A 20,774-nucleotide genomic window follows, 5' to 3' on the forward strand; every position below is an offset into this window, starting at 1 on the left:
TTTGTATAAAGATGTTGCAGATCCTTTAATTCATAATGGCCGTCGCGGTTTTACGGAGAGATGAATAATTGTTCACTGGACGGTTGCTGGGGCGTGTGATTCTGGCTGGCTTATTGGCTGGCTGCGGCAATGGCGACTCCATGGAAAGCTTTGGTGGGCCGACCATGGGCAGCACGTATTCAATCAAGTATGTGCGCCGCGCCGGCTTGCCCGAGCCGAAGCAAGTTCGCGGTGAAGTGGAGAGGATCCTCGGCGAAGTCGATCGGCAGCTATCCACCTATCGCAACGATTCGGACATCGAGCGCTTCAACGCTTTGCCCGCCAACAGCTGTCAGAAAATGCCTGCAGCGGTACTTGAACTGGTCCGCACAGGCGAACAACTGTCAGCGCAAAGCGAAGGCTCCTACGACCTGACTGTCGAACCGCTGATGAATCTCTGGGGGTTCGGCCCGCAGGGGCGCGAAGAGAAAGTCCCTGGCGCCGCCGCACTCGCCGAGGTGATGTCGCGCGTCGGTTATCAGCACTTGCGCATCAAAGGCGAGCAGTTGTGCAAGGACGCCGCCGTCGAAGTCGATTTCAACAGCATCGCCGCCGGTTATGCCGTCGACACCATCGCGGCACGGCTCGATGCCATGGACATCCACGATTACCTCGCTGAAGCCACGGGTGAGTTAAAAGCCAGAGGCAGAAAACTCGACGGCTCACCTTGGCGCATTGCTCTGGAAGAACCCCGTGATGATCAGCAGGTCGCCGAGCGCATCATCGATGTCGACGGCTACGGGGTTTCTACTTCCGGCGACTACCGCAACTATTTCCTGCAGAACGGCCGGCGTTATTCCCACACCTTCGATGCGCGCACCGGTGCACCGGTCCTACACGACCTGGCGTCCGTCACGGTGATTCATCCTTCAGCGCTGATGGCCGATGGACTATCGACGCTGTTGCTGATTCTTGGCCCGGAAAGGGCCTGGGACTATGCGGAAAAACATGACATTGGTGCATTCTTTGTGATTCGTGCCGATACAGGTTTTGTCGTTCGTACCAATACGGCTTTCGAGCGCCTCAGTGGCAAGAAAACTGACTGAGAACAATACGAAAGCTGGCGTTGTAGTGCAGGCAAAAGTAGCCTACGACGCGACCAAGGGTTAATGTGCGCGGCGTTGACGCTTCTATAGACTGTGTCCGGGTTCTTGATTGACCCCCAATTGTTCCTTCGCGCCGCCGTTCGGCGTGATTTAGCCGCCGGTGCTGCTGGCACCGCGGCCTGTTCTGAGGAGTACGCATGGCTGTCTACAACTACGACGTGGTGGTGCTGGGTTCCGGCCCGGCGGGAGAAGGCGCGGCAATGAACGCCGCCAAAGCAGGGCGCAAGGTCGCGATGGTCGACAGCCGTCGCCAGGTCGGCGGCAACTGCACCCACCTCGGCACCATCCCGTCCAAGGCACTGCGTCACTCGGTGCGGCAGATCATGCAGTTCAACACTAACCCGATGTTCCGGGCGATCGGCGAACCACGCTGGTTCTCCTTCCCGGACGTGTTGAAAAGCGCCGAGAAAGTCATTTCCAAACAAGTCGCTTCACGCACCGGCTACTACGCCCGTAACCGCGTCGACGTGTTCTTCGGCACCGGCAGCTTCGCCGATGAGCAAACCATCGAAGTGGTCTGCGCCAACGGCGTGGTCGAGAAACTGGTGGCCAAGCACATCATCATCGCCACCGGTTCGCGCCCGTATCGCCCGGCGGATATCGATTTCCACCACCCGCGTATCTACGATAGCGACACCATCCTCAGCCTCGGCCACACCCCGCGCAAACTGATCGTTTACGGCGCCGGCGTGATCGGTTGCGAATACGCGTCGATCTTCAGCGGTCTGGGTGTGTTGGTTGAACTGGTCGATAACCGTGGTCAGTTGCTGAGCTTCCTCGACTCGGAAATCTCCCAGGCGTTGAGCTATCACTTCAGCAACAACAACATCACCGTGCGCCACAACGAAGATTACGATCGCGTTGAAGGCGTCGACAACGGCGTGATCCTGCACCTCAAGTCCGGCAAGAAGATCAAGGCTGATGCCTTGCTCTGGTGCAACGGCCGGACCGGTAACACCGACCAGTTGGGCCTGGAAAACATCGGCGTCAAGGTCAATAGCCGTGGCCAGATCGAGGTCGACGAGGCTTACCGCACCTGCGTGCCGAACATCTACGGTGCCGGTGACGTGATCGGCTGGCCGAGCCTGGCCAGTGCCGCCCACGACCAGGGCCGTTCGGCCGCTGGCAGCATCGTTGATAACGGTAGCTGGCGCTTTGTGAATGACGTGCCGACCGGCATTTACACCATTCCGGAGATCAGCTCGATCGGCAAGAACGAACAGGAACTGACCCAGGCCAAAGTGCCGTACGAAGTCGGCAAGGCGTTCTTCAAGAGCATGGCGCGTGCGCAGATCGCCGGCGAGCCGCAAGGCATGCTGAAGATCCTGTTCCACCGTGAAACCCTGGAAGTGCTGGGCGTTCACTGCTTCGGTTATCAGGCGTCGGAGATCGTTCACATCGGCCAGGCGATCATGAGCCAGCCGGGCGAGCTGAACACCCTGAAGTACTTCGTCAACACCACGTTCAACTACCCGACCATGGCCGAAGCCTATCGGGTAGCGGCGTACGATGGCCTCAACCGGCTTTTTTGACGGGCTCCGGCCGGTGGCCTGAGCCGGCCGGGGAGACCGATTTCAGCAATTCTCGAGGGTGGCAGTGGCCAAACCGGGAAAGTCTGTAATCAGGCTGTCAACGCCGAAGTCGGCGAGTCTGCGCATCAGCGCAGGCTCGTTGACGGTCCACACCGACACATGCAGCCCCTGACGCTGCGCCTTCTGCAGGCGTTCCGGCGTACACAGCGTCCAGTTCAACGCGAGAATCTCACAGCCATAGCTGGCCGCGACTTTCAATGGGTCGAGCCAGGCGTATTCGGCCACCAATCCGCGTGACACATCCGGCACCAGATCCAGCGCCGCTTTCAGCACTTCCCGCGAACTCGAGGTGATCGTCACCTTGTCGAGCAGGCCATGCCGTTGCGCCATTTCACGAATCGCCAGCACCGTGGTTGCGGCGCGAGTACGTGAAGCGCTTTTGACTTCCAGTTGCCAATGCTCGAAATCACACTTCTCGAACAACTCTTCCAGCGTCGGAATCGGGCACGGCTTGATCCAGCCCGGGCCACCCTTGCGCGCGTCGTAAGTGACCAGCTCGGCGGCGGTGTGTTCGACGACTTTGCCGCGCCGCTCCGTAGTGCGTTTGAGGGTCGGGTCGTGGATGACCATCAACTCGCCGTCCTTGGACAGGTGCAGATCGAGTTCGCAACGGCGCACGCCGTGCTTGAGACATTCCTGAAAGCTGCTCAGGGTGTTTTCCGGTGCTTCGCCCTTGGCGCCGCGGTGGCCGTAGATGAGGGTCACGGTGCTTCCTTAAATTAAATGCCTGATTCGTTCTGTTCGCGGGCCAGACGTCGTTCCTGGGCCTGCTTCTGCAAGATATAGCGGGCGAGCAACTGGCGCTGGGCATCGGTCAGGTGTTCGAACTCGGTACCGATGTCATAACCTTCGCCCTTGCGGTCGCAATGGGTGACGCGGGCACGCAGCAACAGGCCCAGCGCTTGCGGCATCAGCACCAGTTTCACTGACAGGTGAGCGCCGGTGGCAATCGGTGTCGGGTGCTGAAAGTCGATCCCGCCTTCGGAGATGATCACCGGTTGCGGCTCGCCGATATGGCCGAGCACGGTCAGGGCGACCACCTGGCTGAGCAGGTCGATGCGTTTGTTCTGGGATTTCAGGAACGCGGCAATGGCCCGGTCACGCTCGCTGATCTGGCGCAACAGGTGTTGCGACTCGAATTCACTCAGGTGCAGTTCGCTGAGCAGGTTGAACAGTGGGGAAGCATCCTGCAACACTTCCTGGCCTGCGGCTTCGGGAGCAGACAGGGGCCGAATTTCCAGTGCGATCGTGTCCTCGATACGGTAGTATTCGCGGCGATCTTCTTCATCTAATGTCGACATGGCGAACCCATGGTAGCGGCGGTGGTCTGAGTGTAAAGCTGGTTATCGACCCCCGCCACAAGGACGTTCCTTTTCCCTCCGAACAAGCCCCGACATGTTCAGACCTCTCTTCGTATTTATCGGCACGCGTTATACCCGTGCAAAGCGTCGCAATCATTTTGTGTCATTCATTTCCCTGACTTCGATGATCGGGCTCGCCCTTGGCGTGGTCGTGATGATCGTCGTGTTGTCGGTGATGAATGGCTTTGATCATGAGATGCGCACCCGCGTGCTGGGCATGGTGCCCCACGCGACCATTGAATCCACCGAGCCGATCAACGATTGGCAAAGCCTGGCCACCCAGGTCAAACAGAACCCGCAGGTGACGGCGGTAGCGCCGTTTACGCAGATGCAGGGCCTGCTGACCAATAACGGTCAGGTGTCCAAGGTGTTGCTCAACGCCATCGACCCTGCGCTCGAGCGCAATGTGTCGATCATCGACAACTTCATGAAACAGGGCAAACTCGACGATCTGACGCCGGGCAGTTTCGGCATCGTCATCGGCGACAAGGCTGCGACCAAGCTCGGCGTCGGCATCGGTGACAAGGTCACCTTTGTCGCGCCGGAGGTCAGCGTGACCCCGGCCGGGATGTTCCCGCGCATGAAGCGTTTCACCGTTGTCGGCATTTTCCATGTCGGCGCCGGCGAGCTCGATGGCTATCTGGGCGTGACCAACCTGCAGGATCTGGCGAAGATGCACCGCTGGAAACCGGATCAGGTGCAGGGCATCCGCCTGAAGTTCGACGACCTGTTCCAGGCGCCGCGTGTGGCATGGAACATCGCCCAGCAGCTTGGCGAAGACCATTACTACGCCCGTGACTGGACCCGCACCCACGGCAATCTGTATCAGGCGATCCGCATGGAAAAAGCCATGATCGGCCTGCTGTTGTTGCTGATCGTTGCCGTGGCTGCGTTCAACATCATTTCCACGCTGGTGATGGTGGTCAACGACAAGAAGGGCGACATCGCCATTCTGCGTACGTTGGGCGCGACGCCGGGCACGATCATGCGCACGTTCATGGTGCAGGGCACGGTGATCGGTGTGGTCGGCACGGCGATTGGCGCGGTGGTGGGTATTTTCGCCGCGCTTAATGTCAGCGCCGCGATCTCGGCACTGGAAGGCCTGATCGGCCACAAATTCCTTAATGCTGACGTGTATTTCATTGATTATCTTCCGTCGCAGGTGCAGAGCCAGGATGTGGTCATGGTCTGCGCCGCTGCGTTGGTCCTGAGTTTCCTCGCCACCCTGTATCCAGCCTGGCGTGCCGCGCGCACCCAGCCGGCGGAGGCGCTACGTTATGAGTGAGTCGGGCATGAGTGAACAAGCAATCCTGAGCTGCCGCAACCTGGGCAAATCTTACGAGGAAGGCCCGGAATCGGTAGAAGTACTGGCCGGCCTGCAACTGGAGTTACACCCGGGCGAGCGCGTCGCGATCGTCGGCACCTCGGGTTCGGGCAAAAGTACCTTGCTCAACCTGCTTGGCGGCCTCGATACGCCGACCAAGGGCAGCGTCTGGCTCGACGGTGAAGAGTTGTCGGCGCTGAGCGAGAAGAAGCGTGGCCTGCTGCGTAACCGTGCGCTCGGTTTCGTTTACCAGTTCCACCACTTGCTGCCGGAATTCACCGCACTGGAAAACGTCTGCATGCCGCTGCTGATCGGCAAGACGCCGATCCCGGAAGCCCGTCAGCGCGCCACGGCGTTGCTGGAACGCGTCGGCCTCGGTCATCGCCTGGAGCACAAACCGGCGGAACTGTCCGGCGGTGAACGTCAGCGTGTGGCCATCGCCCGTGCCTTGGTGAACAAGCCGGGCCTGGTGATGCTCGACGAGCCAACCGGCAACCTCGACTCGCACACCGCCCAAGGCATTCAGGATTTGATGCTGGAACTCAGCACCTCCATGCGCACGGCGTTCCTGGTGGTGACTCACGACATGAACCTGGCCCGCCAGATGGATCGCGTACTGCACCTGCAAGAAGGTTGCCTCACGCCTATCTGACTGGCTGAAACCCGACGTCTGTAAAGGCGTTGGGTCTTTTATTTTTATACGGTGCCCCAGCGAATGTTCAGACCGTTATCGATCTTTATCGGCACGCGCTATACCCGCGCCAAGCGCCGCAATCGCTTTGTTTCGTTCATTTCGATGACCTCGATGATCGGCCTCGCCCTCGGCGTGCTGGCGATGATCGTGGTGTTGTCGGTGATGAATGGCTTCCAGCGCGAAATGAGCTCGCGCATCCTCGGCATGGTGCCCCACGCGACCATCGTTGGCGTCAAGCCGATCGATGACTGGCAGCCGGTGGCCGCCGCCGCGATGAAAAATCCTGAAGTGACTGCCGCCGTGCCGTTCACTGAGATGGAAGGCATGCTCTCCTACAAGGGCTTGATGCAGCCGATCCAGATCAGCGGCGTCGATCCTGCGCAGGAAGGCAAGGTGTCGATTGTTGCCCAGCACATCGTCCAGGGGCGTCTGGATGCCTTGAAGCCCGGCGAGTTCGGCGTGGTGATTGGCGAAATCACCGCCCGCCGTTTCCGTCTCAATGTTGGCGACAAGATCACCCTGATCGTCCCGGAAGTCAGCACTGCGCCGGGTGGCATCACCCCGCGCATGCAGCGTTTGAACGTTGTTGGCGTGTTCAAGGTTGGCGCCGAACTGGACGGCTCGATGGGCCTGATCCATGTGGCTGACGCCGCGACCATGCAGCATTGGCAGCCGAATCAGGTGCAGAGCGTGCGTCTGGCGGTGAAAGACCTGTACGCCGCGCCGAAAGTCTCCTCGGACATCGCCGCCGGGTTGGGCGCCGAGTTCAAGGCTGATGACTGGACTCACACCCAGGGCAGCCTGTTCAGCGCGATGAAAATGGAAAAAACCATGATCGGCCTACTGTTGCTGATGATCGTCGCGGTGGCGGCGTTCAACATCATCGCAACGCTGATCATGGTGGTGAACGACAAAGGCGCGGACATCGCGATCCTGCGTACCATCGGCGCCACGCCCCGCCAGATCATGGCGATCTTCATGGTGCAGGGCACGGTGATCGGCATTGTCGGCACCATTATTGGCGGTGTGCTGGGCGTGATCGCCGCGCTGAATGTCAGTCAGATCGTGGGCTGGATCGAGCGAGTCAGCGGGCAGCACATCTTCAGTTCTGATGTGTATTTCGTCAGCAATTTGCCGTCGGAATTGCAGGGTGGGGATGTGCTGTTGATCTGCTCGGCGGGCTTTATTCTGAGCTTCCTGGCTACGGTGTATCCGGCCTGGCGGGCGGCGAAGATCGAGCCGGCTCACGCCCTGAGATATTCGTAAGCGACTCCATGCTCGTTCCCACGCTCTGCGTGGGAACGCCTCAACGGACGCTCCGCGTTCGGCTCTGGAAGGGACGCGGAGCGTCCCTGGCTGCATTCCCACGCAGAGCGTGGGAACGATCAGGTTCGAGGTAGCTCAATCACAAACCGCGTCCATCCTGCTTCAGATTCGCAATGAATCTGCCCACCATGGGCGCGGACGATCGACTGAGTAATCGCCAGCCCCAATCCCGCATGCTCACTGCTGCCTTCCTGCCGCGCCGGATCGGCCCGATAAAACCGGTCGAACAAACGTGGCAGCAGCTCCGCAGAAATCCCCTCGCCACTGTTCTCTATTGAAACGCGCACAGCGTTCGGTTGCTCAACGATTCGCAAGCTCACATAGCCCTCAGCCGGGGTAAACCGCAGTGCGTTATCCAGCAAATTCGACAGCGCCCGGCGTAACATGCTGCGATCACCCTCGATCCGCGCACGGCCCTCGCGCGTCAGCTTGACCCCGGCGTCCTCCGCCAGCGGCGCAAAAAACTCCAAAAGCACATCCGTTTCATCCGCCAGTTCCAGCGCTTCGCGCTTGGGCATCAGCAAACCGTGGTCAGCCTTGGCCAGGTACAACATGTCGTTGACCAGTTGCGCCATCCATTGCAGCTCTTCGAGGTTGCTGTGCAGCGCTTCGCGGTAATCCTCGATCGGCCGAGGGCGGGTGAGGGTGACTTGAGTGTGGGTTAGCAGGTTCGACAATGGCGTGCGCAACTCATGAGCGATGTCGGCGGAAAACGCCGAAAGCCGCTGAAACGAGTCGTCGAGGCGTGCGAGCATGGCGTTGAAGCTGTGGGCCATTTCCGCAAGCTCGGGCGGCATTTGCGCTTCCGGCAGTCGGGCATTCAGCGATTGGGCGGAAATCCCACGGGCGACCGCGCTCATGCGCCGCAATGGACGCAAGCCACTGCGGGCCGCCCAGGCGCCGAGCAAGGCAGTGGCCAGCGCCGAGAGACCGACGGTCAGCCAGATCAGGTGCTGCATGCGTTGCAGGAAGTGTTGGTGATGGGTGATGTCCAGCAACAAGGACAATTGCGGTGAATCGGCTTTGTCCGGGTAGAGCGGGGCGTTGAGTACGCGATAGTCGCTGCCGTCGTTGCTAACTGTCGACAGGCCGGATTGTTGCGGTAAATCCTTGGGGATTAGCGTCGAACTGTCGTACCAGCGTTGGCCGTCTCCGCCAGTGATGCGCAGCGACAGATCGGCCTGACGACTCAGCTCATCCGCCAGCCGTGCTTCACGTTGGCCGGGTTGAAGATCCTGCAAGGCGCGGCGCAGGCCGATCAGCTTGCCGTCCAGTTGTTGCTGGTCGAGTTCGATGAAGTGCGCTTCGCTGGCACGGTTGAACAACACCCCGGCGAACAGCGAAACCACCGCGGTGCAGGCGGCAAACAACAAGGCCAGGCGTGAACTCAGGGACAAACGACGCATCAGGCGCTACGCTCTTCGAGCACATAACCCATGCCGCGCACGGTGTGGATCAATTTGTTGGGAAACTCGTCGTCGATTTTCAGGCGTAAACGGCGGATCGCGACTTCGATGACATTGGTGTCGCTGTCGAAATTCATGTCCCAGACCTGTGAGGCGATCAGCGATTTCGGCAGCACCTCACCCTGACGGCGCAGGAGCATCTCCAATAACGCGAATTCTTTGGCGGTCAGGTCGATGCGCTGACCGCTGCGTTCAACCCGGCGGCGGATCAGATCCAGCCGCAGGTCGGCCAGTTGCAGACTGGTTTCCTGGGTTGTAGCGCTGCCGCGACGCAACAGGCTGCGCACCCGCGCCAGCAGTTCGGAGAAAGCGAAGGGCTTGACCAGATAGTCGTCGGCGCCCAGTTCGAGGCCATGCACCCTGTCCTCCACCGCGTCTTTGGCCGTGAGAAAAAGTACCGGCGTATCCAGTCCGGCGCTGCGCACCGCTTGCAGAATCTGCCAGCCACTGCGCCCCGGTAGCATCACGTCAAGGATCAGCAGCGCGTAATCGCCGCTCAGTGCCAGTTGCTGACCGCTGTTGCCATCGGCCACCAGCTCCGTATTGAACCCGGCCTCTGTCAGGCCCTGGCGCAGGTATTGGCCGGTTTTCGCTTGGTCTTCGACGATCAACAGTTTCATGGGCAACTCGGGTTGTAGTAACTAAGGCTTTATATCGTGAGCGCGTGCGGTAAGCGCCAACCTGACAAAGTTGTAATCTGCCTGTCAGGTAGATGCCAGCGCAGGCCGGCTAGAGTTTCCCACAGGCTGAACCTTATCTTGTTGGAGAACGACCATGTTTTTACGCCAATCCCTGACGTTGGCTGCCTGTCTGTTGGCGCTGAGTTCGCCAGTGTGGGCCGCGCCAGCTCATACCTACGATTTTGGCCAGCCAGCACCTGCCGCCAACGCCACGCGCAGCATTGAAGTGGTGTTGAACGACATGTCGTTCGACCCCAAGGCGATTCAGATCAAGGCCGGTGAGACCGTTCGTTTTGTGCTGGTGAATAAAGGCCAGTTGTTGCACGAATTCAACCTCGGTGACGCAGCGATGCACGCCAAACACCAGCAGGAAATGTTGCAGATGCAGCAAAGCGGCATGCTTACGCCTACCGGTATGAAGGAAATGTCCCACGACATGGCCGGCATGGATCATGCGGCGATGGGGCACGGCATGAAACATGACGACCCGAACAGTGTGCTGGTCGAACCGGGCAAGACTGCCGAACTGACCTGGACCTTCAGCAAGGCCACGAGCCTTGAGTTTGCCTGCAATATTCCCGGGCATTATCAGGCTGGCATGGTCGGCAAACTGACGGTCAGTCAGTAAGCACTCAAAGGCGCGGGCAAAGGCTGGTAGAATCCGCTGATTCTTCAGTCAGGTTTCCGCCATGCATCCCGCAGCCGAACATTCGCCGCTGGGCAAATCCAGCGAATACATCGCCACATACACGCCGTCCCTGCTGTTCCCGATTCCGCGCACCGCGAAATGGGCCGAGCTGGGCCTGACCGCCGAAACCCTGCCGTATAAAGGTGTGGATTTCTGGAACTGCTTCGAGCTGTCGTGGCTGCTGCCGTCGGGCAAGCCGGTGGTGGCGATCGGCGAATTCAGCATCCCGGCGGATTCGCCGAACATCATCGAATCGAAGTCGTTCAAGTTGTATTTGAACTCGCTGAACCAGACGGCGTTTGCCGACGTCACTTCTTTGGAAGCAACGCTGGTCCAGGACCTTTCTGCCGCTGCCGGCAAATCGGTGGGCGTGCGGGTTCGCAGCCTGAAGGACGTGGAAGCGGAAGGCGTTGTGGCGTTGCCGGGCGTGTGCATCGACGATCTGGATATCAGCGTCAGCAACTACGAGCATCCGCGCCCGGAATTGCTGCGTTGCGATGAATCGCGGATTGTTGAAGAGACGGTGTACAGCCATCTGCTCAAATCCAACTGCCCGGTGACCAGTCAGCCGGACTGGGGCAGTGTGGTGGTGGAATATCGCGGCTCGGCGCTGGATCATGCGAGTCTGCTCGAATACATCGTCAGCTTCCGCCAGCACTCGGACTTCCATGAGCAGTGTGTTGAGCGGATTTTCCTCGACTTGCAGCGCTTGTTGAAACCAGAAAAGCTCACCGTATTTGCACGTTACGTGCGTCGCGGCGGTCTGGATATCAACCCGTATCGCAGCACCGAAAGCGTACAGCTGCCGAACCACCGGCTCGTGCGTCAATAAAGATCCGGAATGTGCGATATCCAATGTGGGAGCGAGCTTGCTCGCGAAGGCGGTGTGTCATTAAACGATGATGTCGACTGACACGACGCATTCGCGAGCAAGCTCGCTCCCACAGGGGACTGCATTGCAAATCGTAGACATGAAAAAGCCCTGCCAGTGATGGCAGGGCTTTTTGCGTTTCGGGGGGAATCAGATCCCCATGCTGCCCAGCGCGTTGACGATATTGCGCAAGGTGCCAGCTATGGTTGGATGGTCAACTTCAAAGCGTTCAACGGCGAGGTTCACGCCGTCGGCAATGTTCGAATCGTTGGTCTTGGTTTCGAGTTCAAGTTCCAGTTCAATCTGCTTCATCAGCGCATGCAAATCCTCACGCTCAACTTCCGACAGCGGCGGATTCTGCTCCAGCTGCTCGCGCAGGGTCTCGAGCTGTTTTTGCAGTTCTTGGGCGGGCATGGTGTTTTCCTTTTATCAATAGGCACTGGCATTGACCGCAGCCGCGCGCCAAAGGTCTATGGCTGACCTTTAGATTAATCCACTCCCGGCAAACCTGCATGATCCCGATCAGGGCTTTTCGCCTTTGAGGCGGCGCAGGCTGATGTCTGCCAAACAAGTGTCGAGTTCGCCCAAATGATCGATCACCGAATGCACGCCCAGCCCGAATAACTGCACGGTCGCCTTGCCGCGCAAGTGTTCGCGTTCTTTCTGGCTCAAGGCTTGCCATTCGTGGGGTGCCAGGCCACACAGCGAGCCGCAGGAGGCGAGGCCGATGGTCCATAGCCCGGCGTTCAGGCCGGCCTGCAACAGGCGCGGCTCACCGCTGACCAATACGCAGCCGTCCAGACTGGCGACGTTCAAGTCCATCAAGGCTTGCCAGCAGGCGTTCGGCGCAGGCCACGGATTGATTGTTGCCGAATGTTGCGCAGGTTTGATTGACGCCGGGAGTAAGGCCGACAACGATTGGGCGAGCGCAGGGGGCAGTTCATCCAGCCAAGCGCAGGGAATCTGCTGGCGCTGCAAATTGTGCAGGCTGTCGAGCGCACCCGGTGTTGCCTCGGCATGCTCGGGCAGGGCGATCGTCTGTTGCCGGGCACGAGCACCGAAATCCACCAGACAGCCGCTGAGTCCGAACAGTACGGCTGTCAGGCCCGGCGCGGCGAGGGGCAAGGTTTCGGCATGTGACATGGCAACGTCCCTGAAATAGCGATAAGGCTAGTCATTCCAGGTGACAGTTGCGTGACGGCTATGTGAAGCGCGACGCGGGAAGCGTCCTACAACTTTGCACAATTGGCCGACTGTCCAAACCGGCGTTTACGCTTATACTAGCGACCTTAATGCCCGGGCTCCGATGTCCGCGACAGTACAAATCCAAGGAGTTTTTCTATGCGCTGGAGCTATCCGCTCGCTCAGCTAAGTGTATGTGCCGGCCTGTTGCTGGCGCCGTTCGCCACTCAGGCGGCAACGGAAGAAGACCCTTGGGAAAGCGTCAACCGCCCGATTTTCCAGTTCAACGACTTCGTTGACACTTACGCGCTGAAGCCATTGGCCCAAGGCTATGAGTTTGTCACGCCGCAGTTCCTCGAAGACGGCATTCACAACATGTTCCGCAACGTCGGTGACGTCACCAACCTTGCCAACAACATCCTGCAGGCCAAACCGGCTGCCGCTGGCGTCGACACGGCGCGCTTGATCTTCAACACCACGTTCGGTCTGCTCGGCTTCTTCGATGTCGGCACCAAAATGGGCCTGAACCGCAGCGACGAAGACTTCGGCCAGACCCTCGGTTACTGGGGCGTGGGTAGCGGTCCGTACGTGATGCTGCCGCTGATGGGGCCGAGCACGTTGCGCGATGCGCCTTCCAAGTACGTCGACAGCTATACCGGTATGTACCGCTACATCGACCACGTGCCTACGCGTAACTCGATCTTCGGTCTGAACATCGTCGACACCCGCGCCAGCCTGCTGTCGAGCGAGAAGCTGATCAGCGGCGACAAGTACACCTTCATCCGCAACGCTTACTTGCAGAACCGCGAGTTCAAAGTGAAGGATGGCCAGGTCGAAGACGATTTTTAATCTCGACCGGTAAAAAGAAAGGCGACCTTAGGGTCGCCTTTTTTGTGTGTAGCTATTTCATCTTCAGGATGGTCAGACCGAGTTTCTGGCCGCCGTCATCCTGTGCTCGAATCCAGACCACTTCGGTCTCGGCCTCAAGGCCAGTGAGTGCCGCGTGGTCGGAGTCGATGCGTACGCTCAAACGGTCGCCGACGGCGAACTGGCGCGGCGCTTCGACCTGCATGCCACTGCTGGAGAGGTCGATGCACACCCCTGAAACCTCATCCCCTTCATGAATCAACACGACATCGGCATCGACCCGCATGCGGATGAAATCGCGCTTTTCGCTGTAGTCCCGACTGGTTTGACTCATAGGTTCGTCCTTCCATTGGGTTACGGTTTGAGCTGTTCTTATAACTCTCGGTGATTTGACAAGTAAAGTCGTCAAGCGACCATCGGCGCATGCTTGAAACGCTCTGCGGATGGGAGTACCGTCTGCGCCTTAGAAGGGCACCTCTGGTGCAACCGCGTTTGCAGTCAATGCTCGAAAGCGGTGCAGCAGAGAGGCTAGAAAGCGAATCCAGTAGTCTGCGCAGGGCCAGATGCCCCGCGAACTACGCCAACCTAATTCTGGCGCCGTTTGCCCACATGCCAAAAACCAGTGCCACGCTGCTGATAATCGATGATGACGAAGTAGTGCGCGCGAGCCTCGCGGCCTATTTGGAAGACAGTGGTTTCAGCGTCCTGCAGGCCAGCAACGGCCAACAGGGTCTTCAGGTATTCGAGCAAGACACGCCCGACCTGGTCATCTGCGATCTGCGCATGCCGCAGATGGGCGGTCTCGAACTGATCCGTCAGGTCACCGAGCGATCGCCGCAAACGCCGGTGATCGTGGTGTCGGGTGCCGGCGTGATGAACGACGCGGTCGAGGCTTTGCGCCTGGGCGCGGCGGATTACCTGATCAAGCCTCTCGAAGATCTGGCTGTGCTCGAGCACTCTGTGCGCCGGGCCCTTGATCGTGCGCGCCTGCTGGTGGAGAACCAGCGCTACCGCGAGAAGCTGGAAAAGGCCAACCGCGAGCTCGAGGCCAGCCTGAACCTGCTCCAGGAAGACCAGAACGCCGGTCGCCAGGTGCAGATGAACATGCTGCCGGAAAGCCCGTGGAGCATCGACGAGTTCAAGTTTGCGCACCAGATCATCCCGTCGTTGTACCTATCGGGTGATTTTGTCGACTATTTCCGTGTCGACGAGCGCCGGGTCGCCTTTTACCTGGCGGATGTCTCCGGTCATGGCGCCTCTTCAGCCTTCGTCACCGTGCTGCTGAAGTTCATGACCACGCGCTTGCTGTTCGAATCCAAGCGCAACGGCACATTGCCGGAATTCAAACCTTCTGAAGTCCTTGGTCATATCAACCGGGGGCTGATCAGTTGTAAGCTGGGTAAACACGTCACAATGGTCGGTGGAGTCATCGACGAGGAGACCGGTTTGTTGACCTATAGCATCGGCGGCCATCTGCCGTTGCCTGTGTTGTACACGCCTGACAGTGTTCGTTATCTCGAAGGGCGTGGTCTGCCGGTGGGCCTCTTCAATGAAGCCACCTACGAAGATCACGTGCTTGAGCTGCCGCCGACGTTCAGCCTGACGCTGATGTCCGATGGCATTCTGGATCTTTTGCCAGAACCTACGCTCAAAGAAAAAGAAGCCGCTTTGCCTCAACGGGTGAAGTCGGCGGGCGGCAGCCTGGATGGTCTGCGGCAAGTGTTTGGATTGGCCACGCTAGGGGAGATGCCGGATGATATCGCCCTGTTGGTGTTGAGCAGGAATCTTTAATGAGTACCGGTAGAATCCAGTTCGCCGAGCAGGACGGCACCTTTGTCCTGAAGTTCGTCGGTGAAGTTCGCCTGACCCTGTGTTCGGCGTTGGATGCGACTATTGAGAAAATCTTCACCGCGCTGAATTTCAACGCGATCGTGATCGATTTGACCGAAACCCGCAGCATCGACAGCACAACGTTGGGCCTGCTGGCCAAACTGTCGATCCTGTCGCGGCAGAAGGTCGGCCTGCTGCCGACCGTCGTCACCACCCACGAAGACATCACCCGTCTGCTGCAATCGATGGGTTTCGAGCAGGTGTTCAACATCGTCAACCACCCGGTGCCATGTCCCGAGTGTCTGGACGACCTGCCTGATCAGGACCAGTCGGAAGAAGTGGTGCGGATCAAGGTGCTCGAAGCGCACAAGATCCTCATGGGCCTGAACGATTCCAATCGTGAAGCGTTTCATGACCTGGTGAATGCCCTCGAGCGGCATTGATCTCATGACGTGATGTTGTCTGGGCCGGCCTCTTCGCGAGCAAGCTCGCTCCCACACTGGATCAGTGTCGATCACCAATCCCCTTGTGGGAGCGAGCTTGCTCGCGAAGGCTTAAGTTCAGTCAACGCGGCTCCCAATGCAGAATAAAAAAGGGCGAACCTGTGAAAGTTCGCCCTTTTTGCATTTCACCGACTCAAATCACAGCTTGGCCTGCAACAGCGCCTCAAGCTTCTCCTGGTCGCGAGCAAACTGACGGATGCCCTCAGCCAGTTTCTCGGTGGCCATTGCGTCTTCGTTGGACAACCAGCGGAACTGCGCTTCATTGAGGCTCAGACGGGCTTCACCGGCGTTGCCCGGTGCCAGTTTGCGCTCCAGCTTGCCGGTATCGGCCGCCAGCTTGTCGATCAGGTCCGGGCTGATGGTCAGGCGGTCGCAGCCGGCCAGTTGCTCGATCTGGTTGAGGTTACGGAAGCTCGCGCCCATGACCACGGTCTTGTAGTCATTGGCCTTGTAGTAGTTGTAGATGCGGGTGACCGACTGCACGCCCGGATCATCAGCACCGGTGTAGTCGTTGCCGTTGGCCTTCTTGTACCAGTCGTAGATGCGGCCCACGAATGGCGAAATCAGGAACACGCCAGCGTCAGCGCAAGCGGCGGCCTGAGCGAAGGAGAACAGCAGGGTCAGGTTGGTCTGGATGCCTTCCTTCTCCAGCACTTCAGCGGCGCGAATGCCTTCCCAGGTCGAGGCGATCTTGATCAGTACGCGATCACGGCCAACGCCGGCCTTGTCGTATAGCTCGATCAGACGGTGCGCGCGTTTCAGCACGGCGTCCTTGTCGAACGACAGGCGCGCATCCACTTCGGTGGAGATACGGCCCGGGATCACTTTGAGAATTTCCTGGCCGACCGCGACGCCGAAACGGTCGCTGGCCAGACCGACATCGCCCTTGCAGTCGCTGACGCAAGCATTCAGCAGTTCGGCGTAGGCCGGAATGGCTGCCGCTTTGAGCAGCAGGGAAGGGTTGGTGGTGGCGTCGACCGGTTTGACTCGGGCGATCGCTTCGAAGTCGCCGGTGTCGGCAACAACGGTGGTGAATTGTTTGAGTTGTTCCAGCTTGGAAGTCATGGGCGTGCTCTGTCCTATGGGTCTGATGACATTACCCGAGCGCTGACGGCCACTCAAGGGTAGGTGCGTGTATCGATGGCCCCTGCAGCAACAACCTGAAAACGATTGTTTGAAAGGCGGGGCGCGGTATCGATGAATACGATGCCAAAACAGCCAACAGGTTCAAAGCAACCGACCTGCGAACAGGCCGGTTGTGCATGCGCTACTGGGCGTTCAACAGGGCTTCGACGGACATACGCGCCGGTTTCGGCTGCCCGTCAGAGGTCAGCAGGCCGAAGTTCTTCTCGCGGTCGTTACTGCCCGAATCACTGTTCTTCCATTCATAAATGGACGTCAGCGGAATATTGAGCTTTTTAACATCGCCAATAAACGTGTTGATCTTGCTCGCTTGTCCTTCAGGCCCACCATTGGAGGCGAGCGCCGAGATGCCCCATTCACTGATGACTCCCGGCAGATGGAAGTTTTGCTGAATGAAGTTTTGCGCGTTGCTGATCTGCGTGGCGGTCATGCCGTAGGGGTGGTAGGACACGGCGCTCAGGCATTTGGGGTATTCGCTGACGATGCGGTTCAGCGCCACGGTTGCAGCCGAGCCTGCGCTAGGCGGGCGAGCGAAGCCGTAACCGATCACGGGTGTCGATGGAGGCTGCTCCTGCAGCGCCTTGCACACGCCGCTCATGAACGGCACAAACGTGGTGTCGAAATTGCGCGTCGGCCAGTAGGTTTCCAGGTCCGGCTCATTCCATAACTCGATCGCCACCAGTTGCGCGCTGTACGACTGTTGCAGCCCCGTCACGGCTTTGGCGAAGCCTTCACCGGCAGTGCTCAGCTCGGCGCTCGAGGTGGCGGGCAACGCCTTGATCGCGCGGACCGTCAGCAACACCGGCAGGCCCGCAGACTGTGCTGCGGCAAAGGCATCGCTGACCTGTTTCTGATAAGCCTTGGCTGTCAGGCTGTCGCTCCACACACCGAAGCGGACAAAACCGAAGCCTGCCGATTTGATCTGCGCGGCGTCGGCGGCCGTGAAGTTCTGGATCTTCACCTGCACACCGATGTTCTTGGCTGGAAGGTTGGGAAACAGGGTGCTGGCGTGAACCTGAGTTGCACCCAGCGCCATCAACGCCAAAGCGCCGAGTCTTTTGAGATGTGTTGGTTTCATGTCTGCTCTCCCGAAGAGAAGTGACAACTGCGAATAAATGATCTCGTTTCTCAATTTTCGAGTGAGGTGATGGCACTTAGTGCGCGAATGTTAGTTTTTGTCGGAAAACAATCATCTGAAAATCACAGTTATTTTTAGTCCGTTAATAGTGGTTGGGGAGCTTTTAAACGCTGTGGTACTTAATGCTTCGGTACTAACAGGGCGAATCTATTTCTGAGTGCAGGAAGATCTTGAGGGTTCATTCAATTGCTCTCGGATGTTGGCCGTTTGACATTACACAGGAAAGTAAAACCTTGTTCAGAAAGATCCTTGTCGTTTGCGTGGGCAATATATGCCGTAGTCCGACGGCAGAACTGATGCTGCGTAGCGCGCTCGCCCCCTCAGCGATCACCGTTTCCTCCGCAGGCCTGTCGGCGCGGGTGGGCGAGGGTGTAGAAGCGTCCGCCCGGCAAGTGCTCGAAGACCATGGCCATAACGCCGAAGGCTTCATGGCACGGCAACTGACCGCAGACATCGTCAATGAATCAGACCTGATTCTGGTCATGGAAAAACAGCATGTTAATCAAGTACTGAAGATTGCCTCTCACGCCAGAGGCAAAGTGTTTCTGCTCGGCAAGTGGCAGAGCGAGCGCGAAATACAGGACCCGTATCGTCAAGGCAAGGCCGCTTTTATTCATGCCCATGCATTGATTGAAGATGCTGTTAGCTCATGGGCACAACGTCTCGCGCGTTGATGAATATTCTTCAGATCAATGAATGGTAAGAACAGACTTATGCAGTTACCGTCCGTCATCGGCACCCGCGACAATGATCAAGACAGTATTGATCTTCTCGGCATATTCGGCAGTTTGATCGACCAGAAATGGTTGATCGGCGCGCTCACCGGCGCCTTCATGGTCACCGGTGTCGCGTACGCGGTTTTGGCCACGCCCGTATACCTGGCCAATGCGCTGGTGCAGGTCGAGCCGAAAAAGAACGACATGCTCGGGTTTTCCGACCTCAACAGCATGCTCGGTGGGCAATCGCCGTCGGTGACCGAAATCGGCATCATCAAATCCCGCGCGGTGATCGGCAAAACCGTCGACGACCTGCGGCTGGACATCGATGTCACCCCCAACACCTTCCCGATGATTGGTGGCTTTCTCGCCCGGCGTTATCGCGGCGAGACTGAAACCAGTGTCGCGGCGCCGCGTTTCGGTCTGAACAGTTACGCCTGGGGCGGTGAGCGTCTGGAGTTCGCCCGGCTCAATCTGCCCAAAGAGTTGTTGGGCAAGAAACTCACCCTGATCGCCGGGGAACAGAAGCACTTCCAGTTACTCGATGACAACGACAACCTGCTGGTGGAAGGCGTCGCCGGTGAAGCCTTCGCGCAGGATGGCGTAGAAGGGCAAATCACCCAGTTGTTGGCGAATCCCGGTACGCGTTTCGAAGTGGTGCGCAATCCGCGAATCGTGACCATTCAGGGCTATCAGGACGCACTGGATATCTCCGAACAGGGCAAGGAATCGGGGATTATCAAACTGGCGCTGGCCAGCAGCGACGCCGCCGAAGCGGTGAAGATCCTCAACAAGATCGCCGCGCTGTACGTCGATCAGAACGTGCGCCGCACCTCGGCGGAAGCAGCGCAGAGTCTGGCTTTCCTGCAAAGCCAGTTGCCGCAGGTCAAGCGTGATCTGGCCAAGGCCAGCGATGCGCTGAACGCCTATCAGACCCACGGCAAGACCGTGAACATCTCGCTGGAAACCCAGTCGGTGCTCGGTCAGTCGGTAGCGCTGGAAACGCGGATCTCCGAGCTGAAAATGCAGCAGGCGGAGATGGATCGCAAGTTCACCAAACAGCACCCGGCCTATCGCGCGTTGATGAGCCAGATCGGTGAATTGACCCAGCAACAGAAGTCGCTGGAAGGCAAAGTCGGCGATCTGCCTGCCACGCAACAAGAGCTGCTCAACCTGACCCGCGATGTCGAAGTGGCCTCGCAGATCTACACGCAGTTGCTGAACAAATCCCAAGAGCTGGACATCGTCCGCGCCGGTGCCGTGGGTAACGTGCGTCTGGTCGACGCAGCGGATGTCGACCTGACCAGTCCGGTCAAACCGAAAAAAGCCCTGATCGTGCTGATCGCCACCTTCCTCGGCGCTTTTGTCGGCGTGGCGCTGGTGCTGCTGCGCAAATCCCTGAGCCGTGGTCTGGAAGGCCCGGAAGCTATCGAGCAACTCGGTTTGCCGGTGTACGCGTCGATTCCGTACAGCGCCTTGCAGGATGAAGAAGACAACAAAAAAGGCCGCGCCCGCGACGGCGTCGACAAACCGGCATACCTGTTGGCCCTGCGTAACCCGACCGACCTGTCGATCGAATCGATCCGCAGCCTGCGCACCTGCCTGCACTTTGCCGGGCTCGATTCGACCAACAACCGCATCATGATTTCCGGGCCGAGCCCGCAGGTCGGCAAGACCTTCGTCTCGTCCAACCTCGCCGCGGTCATGGCTTTGAGCGGTCAGCGCGTGGTGCTGATCGATGCCGACATGCGCAAAGGTCACCTGCACAAAACCCTCAACACGCCGATCACCAACGGCTTGTCCGACCTGCTGGTCAAGCGCTGCAGCATCGATCAGGCAATCAACAAGGTCGAAATCGACAACCTGCACTTCATCAGCCGTGGCCAGGTGCCGCCGAATCCTTCCGAGCTGTTGATGCACGCCAACTTCCGCGAGCTGTTGGCGGAACTGAGCGAGCGCTACGACCTGGTGATCATCGATACGCCGCCGCTGCTGGCGGTGACCGATGCCGCGATTGTCGGACGTGAAGCCGGGATCAGCCTGATCGTCACGCGCTTCGGGGTGAACCCGGCCAAAGAGATCGAACTGACCATTCGCCGCTTCGCGCAGAACGGCATCGAGTTGAAAGGCGCGGTGTTCAACGGCGTCGAGAAGCGTGCGGCCAGCTACTACGGCAACGGCGGTTACGGCTATTACAACTACGAATACGCGTCCGACAAATCCTGACTGTCAGCGACTGTTTTTTCCT

21 protein-coding genes are annotated in these 20,774 nt (G+C 58.9%); 12 read left to right on the plus strand and 9 right to left on the minus strand.

What is annotated here, in order from left to right:
- The first annotated feature begins 68 nt into the window (after nucleotides 1–68).
- Both AC0ZWN_RS04250 and sthA read left to right on the plus strand, forming a co-directional pair.
- Nucleotides 69–1,085, plus strand: a complete 1,017-nt coding sequence (locus AC0ZWN_RS04250; protein WP_476334147.1) for an FAD:protein FMN transferase — start codon at nucleotides 69–71, stop codon at nucleotides 1,083–1,085.
- Between the two features lie 197 nt (nucleotides 1,086–1,282).
- On the plus strand, nucleotides 1,283–2,677 hold the full coding sequence (gene sthA / locus AC0ZWN_RS04255; protein ID WP_064117858.1) for a Si-specific NAD(P)(+) transhydrogenase: 1,395 nt from the start codon (nucleotides 1,283–1,285) through the stop codon (nucleotides 2,675–2,677).
- A gap of 42 nt (nucleotides 2,678–2,719) precedes the next feature.
- Here the strand turns inward: sthA and AC0ZWN_RS04260 are convergent, their stop codons facing one another.
- Together AC0ZWN_RS04260 and AC0ZWN_RS04265 are read right to left on the minus strand one after the other, a co-directional pair.
- Nucleotides 2,720–3,442: a glycerophosphodiester phosphodiesterase gene (locus AC0ZWN_RS04260; RefSeq protein ID WP_007910500.1), complete on the minus strand. Its 723-nt coding sequence runs from the start codon at nucleotides 3,440–3,442 to the stop codon at nucleotides 2,720–2,722.
- A 14-nt stretch (nucleotides 3,443–3,456) separates the two neighbouring features.
- The gene (locus tag AC0ZWN_RS04265) at nucleotides 3,457–4,038 is read right to left on the minus strand and encodes a PilZ domain-containing protein (RefSeq protein ID WP_007910502.1); all 582 of its coding nucleotides are present in this window, start codon (nucleotides 4,036–4,038) and stop codon (nucleotides 3,457–3,459) included.
- Nucleotides 4,039–4,132: 94 nt separating this feature from the next.
- Between AC0ZWN_RS04265 and AC0ZWN_RS04270 the strand changes: the two genes are divergently transcribed.
- From AC0ZWN_RS04270 to AC0ZWN_RS04280, 3 genes are all read left to right on the plus strand, one after another.
- Entirely contained in the window at nucleotides 4,133–5,383 is a 1,251-nt protein-coding gene (locus tag AC0ZWN_RS04270; protein ID WP_034156426.1) for a lipoprotein-releasing ABC transporter permease subunit, read from the plus strand.
- Nucleotides 5,376–6,074: a lipoprotein-releasing ABC transporter ATP-binding protein LolD gene (gene lolD / locus AC0ZWN_RS04275; protein WP_007910506.1), complete on the plus strand. Its 699-nt coding sequence runs from the start codon at nucleotides 5,376–5,378 to the stop codon at nucleotides 6,072–6,074. The genes AC0ZWN_RS04270 and lolD overlap by 8 nt, the downstream gene beginning before the upstream one ends.
- Before the next feature lie 63 nt (nucleotides 6,075–6,137).
- Entirely contained in the window at nucleotides 6,138–7,382 is a 1,245-nt protein-coding gene (locus tag AC0ZWN_RS04280) for a lipoprotein-releasing ABC transporter permease subunit (RefSeq protein ID WP_093433700.1), read from the plus strand.
- A gap of 119 nt (nucleotides 7,383–7,501) precedes the next feature.
- Here the strand turns inward: AC0ZWN_RS04280 and AC0ZWN_RS04285 are convergent, their stop codons facing one another.
- Both AC0ZWN_RS04285 and AC0ZWN_RS04290 read right to left on the minus strand, forming a co-directional pair.
- On the minus strand, nucleotides 7,502–8,848 hold the full coding sequence (locus AC0ZWN_RS04285) for a heavy metal sensor histidine kinase (protein WP_476334149.1): 1,347 nt from the start codon (nucleotides 8,846–8,848) through the stop codon (nucleotides 7,502–7,504).
- Entirely contained in the window at nucleotides 8,848–9,528 is a 681-nt protein-coding gene (locus tag AC0ZWN_RS04290) for a heavy metal response regulator transcription factor (RefSeq protein ID WP_476334150.1), read from the minus strand. Before AC0ZWN_RS04290 ends, AC0ZWN_RS04285 begins: the two co-directional genes overlap by 1 nt.
- Nucleotides 9,529–9,682: 154 nt before the next feature.
- On the opposite strand from AC0ZWN_RS04290, the gene copI reads away from it, so the two are divergent.
- Both copI and queF read left to right on the plus strand, forming a co-directional pair.
- On the plus strand, nucleotides 9,683–10,216 hold the full coding sequence (gene copI, locus AC0ZWN_RS04295; RefSeq protein WP_186624457.1) for a copper-resistant cuproprotein CopI: 534 nt from the start codon (nucleotides 9,683–9,685) through the stop codon (nucleotides 10,214–10,216).
- A gap of 61 nt (nucleotides 10,217–10,277) precedes the next feature.
- A complete protein-coding gene (gene queF / locus AC0ZWN_RS04300) occupies nucleotides 10,278–11,108 on the plus strand; it encodes an NADPH-dependent 7-cyano-7-deazaguanine reductase QueF (RefSeq protein WP_476334151.1) in 831 nt (276 codons plus the stop codon).
- 189 nt (nucleotides 11,109–11,297) lie between these two features.
- Here the strand turns inward: queF and AC0ZWN_RS04305 are convergent, their stop codons facing one another.
- Together AC0ZWN_RS04305 and AC0ZWN_RS04310 are read right to left on the minus strand one after the other, a co-directional pair.
- Entirely contained in the window at nucleotides 11,298–11,561 is a 264-nt protein-coding gene (locus AC0ZWN_RS04305) for a DUF4404 family protein (protein WP_460100939.1), read from the minus strand.
- 108 nt (nucleotides 11,562–11,669) lie between these two features.
- Nucleotides 11,670–12,290 (minus strand): phosphatase, encoded by a 621-nt coding sequence (locus AC0ZWN_RS04310; protein WP_095050479.1) that lies wholly within the window; start codon nucleotides 12,288–12,290, stop codon nucleotides 11,670–11,672.
- A 198-nt stretch (nucleotides 12,291–12,488) separates the two neighbouring features.
- On the opposite strand from AC0ZWN_RS04310, the gene AC0ZWN_RS04315 reads away from it, so the two are divergent.
- Nucleotides 12,489–13,178: an MlaA family lipoprotein gene (locus AC0ZWN_RS04315; RefSeq protein ID WP_038362262.1), complete on the plus strand. Its 690-nt coding sequence runs from the start codon at nucleotides 12,489–12,491 to the stop codon at nucleotides 13,176–13,178.
- A gap of 52 nt (nucleotides 13,179–13,230) precedes the next feature.
- On the opposite strand, the gene AC0ZWN_RS04320 is transcribed toward AC0ZWN_RS04315, so the two are convergent.
- On the minus strand, nucleotides 13,231–13,530 hold the full coding sequence (locus tag AC0ZWN_RS04320) for a PilZ domain-containing protein (RefSeq protein WP_186624453.1): 300 nt from the start codon (nucleotides 13,528–13,530) through the stop codon (nucleotides 13,231–13,233).
- 275 nt (nucleotides 13,531–13,805) lie between these two features.
- On the opposite strand from AC0ZWN_RS04320, the gene rssB reads away from it, so the two are divergent.
- Nucleotides 13,806–14,987 (plus strand): two-component system response regulator RssB, encoded by a 1,182-nt coding sequence (rssB, locus tag AC0ZWN_RS04325; protein WP_095050481.1) that lies wholly within the window; start codon nucleotides 13,806–13,808, stop codon nucleotides 14,985–14,987.
- Nucleotides 14,987–15,469, plus strand: a complete 483-nt coding sequence (gene rssC, locus AC0ZWN_RS04330) for an anti-sigma factor antagonist RssC (protein ID WP_003226553.1) — start codon at nucleotides 14,987–14,989, stop codon at nucleotides 15,467–15,469. Before rssB ends, rssC begins: the two co-directional genes overlap by 1 nt.
- A gap of 198 nt (nucleotides 15,470–15,667) precedes the next feature.
- On the opposite strand, the gene tal is transcribed toward rssC, so the two are convergent.
- Complete coding sequence (gene tal / locus AC0ZWN_RS04335; protein WP_034156416.1) at nucleotides 15,668–16,594, minus strand: transaldolase; 927 nt, start codon at nucleotides 16,592–16,594, stop codon at nucleotides 15,668–15,670.
- A 202-nt stretch (nucleotides 16,595–16,796) separates the two neighbouring features.
- Nucleotides 16,797–17,750, minus strand: coding sequence for a cellulase family glycosylhydrolase (locus AC0ZWN_RS04340; RefSeq protein WP_476334152.1), 954 nt, complete (start codon nucleotides 17,748–17,750; stop codon nucleotides 16,797–16,799).
- 293 nt (nucleotides 17,751–18,043) lie between these two features.
- Between AC0ZWN_RS04340 and AC0ZWN_RS04345 the strand changes: the two genes are divergently transcribed.
- Together AC0ZWN_RS04345 and AC0ZWN_RS04350 are read left to right on the plus strand one after the other, a co-directional pair.
- On the plus strand, nucleotides 18,044–18,484 hold the full coding sequence (locus AC0ZWN_RS04345; RefSeq protein ID WP_476334153.1) for a low molecular weight protein-tyrosine-phosphatase: 441 nt from the start codon (nucleotides 18,044–18,046) through the stop codon (nucleotides 18,482–18,484).
- A 39-nt stretch (nucleotides 18,485–18,523) separates the two neighbouring features.
- Nucleotides 18,524–20,752 (plus strand): polysaccharide biosynthesis tyrosine autokinase, encoded by a 2,229-nt coding sequence (locus AC0ZWN_RS04350; RefSeq protein WP_095124332.1) that lies wholly within the window; start codon nucleotides 18,524–18,526, stop codon nucleotides 20,750–20,752.
- Nucleotides 20,753–20,774: the final 22 nt, after the last annotated feature.

Source organism: Pseudomonas sp. 3B-A001-10F (assembly GCF_056313565.1).

Coding starts and splice junctions, on each gene's coding strand:
- AC0ZWN_RS04290 (WP_476334150.1), bottom strand. CDS start 9,528: ATGAAACTGTTGATCGTCGAAGACCAAGCGAAAACCGGCCAATACCTG.
- tal (WP_034156416.1), bottom strand. CDS start 16,594: ATGACTTCCAAGCTGGAACAACTCAAACAATTCACCACCGTTGTTGCC.
- AC0ZWN_RS04305 (WP_460100939.1), bottom strand. CDS start 11,561: ATGCCCGCCCAAGAACTGCAAAAACAGCTCGAGACCCTGCGCGAGCAG.
- AC0ZWN_RS04270 (WP_034156426.1), top strand. CDS start 4,133: ATGTTCAGACCTCTCTTCGTATTTATCGGCACGCGTTATACCCGTGCA.
- AC0ZWN_RS04315 (WP_038362262.1), top strand. CDS start 12,489: ATGCGCTGGAGCTATCCGCTCGCTCAGCTAAGTGTATGTGCCGGCCTG.
- AC0ZWN_RS04265 (WP_007910502.1), bottom strand. CDS start 4,038: ATGTCGACATTAGATGAAGAAGATCGCCGCGAATACTACCGTATCGAG.
- AC0ZWN_RS04280 (WP_093433700.1), top strand. CDS start 6,138: ATGTTCAGACCGTTATCGATCTTTATCGGCACGCGCTATACCCGCGCC.
- AC0ZWN_RS04320 (WP_186624453.1), bottom strand. CDS start 13,530: ATGAGTCAAACCAGTCGGGACTACAGCGAAAAGCGCGATTTCATCCGC.
- AC0ZWN_RS04310 (WP_095050479.1), bottom strand. CDS start 12,290: ATGTCACATGCCGAAACCTTGCCCCTCGCCGCGCCGGGCCTGACAGCC.
- AC0ZWN_RS04285 (WP_476334149.1), bottom strand. CDS start 8,848: ATGCGTCGTTTGTCCCTGAGTTCACGCCTGGCCTTGTTGTTTGCCGCC.
- lolD (WP_007910506.1), top strand. CDS start 5,376: ATGAGTGAGTCGGGCATGAGTGAACAAGCAATCCTGAGCTGCCGCAAC.
- AC0ZWN_RS04350 (WP_095124332.1), top strand. CDS start 18,524: ATGCAGTTACCGTCCGTCATCGGCACCCGCGACAATGATCAAGACAGT.
- rssB (WP_095050481.1), top strand. CDS start 13,806: ATGCCAAAAACCAGTGCCACGCTGCTGATAATCGATGATGACGAAGTA.
- rssC (WP_003226553.1), top strand. CDS start 14,987: ATGAGTACCGGTAGAATCCAGTTCGCCGAGCAGGACGGCACCTTTGTC.
- copI (WP_186624457.1), top strand. CDS start 9,683: ATGTTTTTACGCCAATCCCTGACGTTGGCTGCCTGTCTGTTGGCGCTG.
- sthA (WP_064117858.1), top strand. CDS start 1,283: ATGGCTGTCTACAACTACGACGTGGTGGTGCTGGGTTCCGGCCCGGCG.
- queF (WP_476334151.1), top strand. CDS start 10,278: ATGCATCCCGCAGCCGAACATTCGCCGCTGGGCAAATCCAGCGAATAC.
- AC0ZWN_RS04340 (WP_476334152.1), bottom strand. CDS start 17,750: ATGAAACCAACACATCTCAAAAGACTCGGCGCTTTGGCGTTGATGGCG.